This is a genomic window from Mesorhizobium sp. M7A.F.Ca.CA.004.04.2.1 (assembly GCF_004022825.1).
GTDB lineage: Bacteria > Pseudomonadota > Alphaproteobacteria > Rhizobiales > Rhizobiaceae > Mesorhizobium.
In genome coordinates, this window is the sequence record NZ_RZPH01001689.1 from 1 (window position 1) to 591 (window position 591).

2 pseudogenes are annotated in these 591 nt (G+C 64.0%); both read left to right on the plus strand.

The features are described 5' to 3' along the window. Positions 1 to 383, plus strand: a pseudogene (locus EN893_RS36995) (heme ABC transporter ATP-binding protein); the annotation flags it as partial. Then, positions 380 to 591, plus strand: a pseudogene (locus EN893_RS37000) (ABC transporter permease); the annotation flags it as partial. The pseudogenes EN893_RS36995 and EN893_RS37000, both read left to right, overlap by 4 nt.

Below are 591 nucleotides of genomic sequence, written 5' to 3' on the forward strand. Positions count from 1 at the left end.
ATGCCAGGGACAAGATCGCCAAATACGATATCCGGCCGGCCGACTGCCGGCTGAAGACCGCCAATTTCTCCGGCGGCAACCAGCAGAAGATCGTGCTGGCGCGGGAGATGGAACAGGACCCTGGTGTTCTGATCGTTGGCCAGCCGACACGCGGCGTCGATGTCGGCGCCATCGAATTCATCCACAAGCGCCTGATCGCCATGCGCGACCAGGGCAAGGCGGTGCTGGTGGTGTCGGTCGAGCTGGACGAGATCCGTTCGCTGTCCGACCGTATCCTGGTGATGTTTGCGGGCCGCATCGTCGGCGAACGCGGCCCCGAAGCGACCGAGGGCGAGCTCGGCCTGCTGATGGCTGGCATCGAGCACCAGGAGGCAGCACTTTGAGCGCGCCCTACGCCAAACTGCCGGCCTGGGCCGACTATGGCCTGATCCCGCTGATCAATCTGTTCGTCGCCTTCGTCGTCGCCGGCTTCGTCGTGCTTCTGGTCGGCGAGAATCCGCTGCGCGCAGCCGTCATCCTGGTCGAGGGCGCCTTCGGCAAAGGCACAGGCATCGCCTTCACCCTCTTTTATGCGACCACCTTCATCTTCAC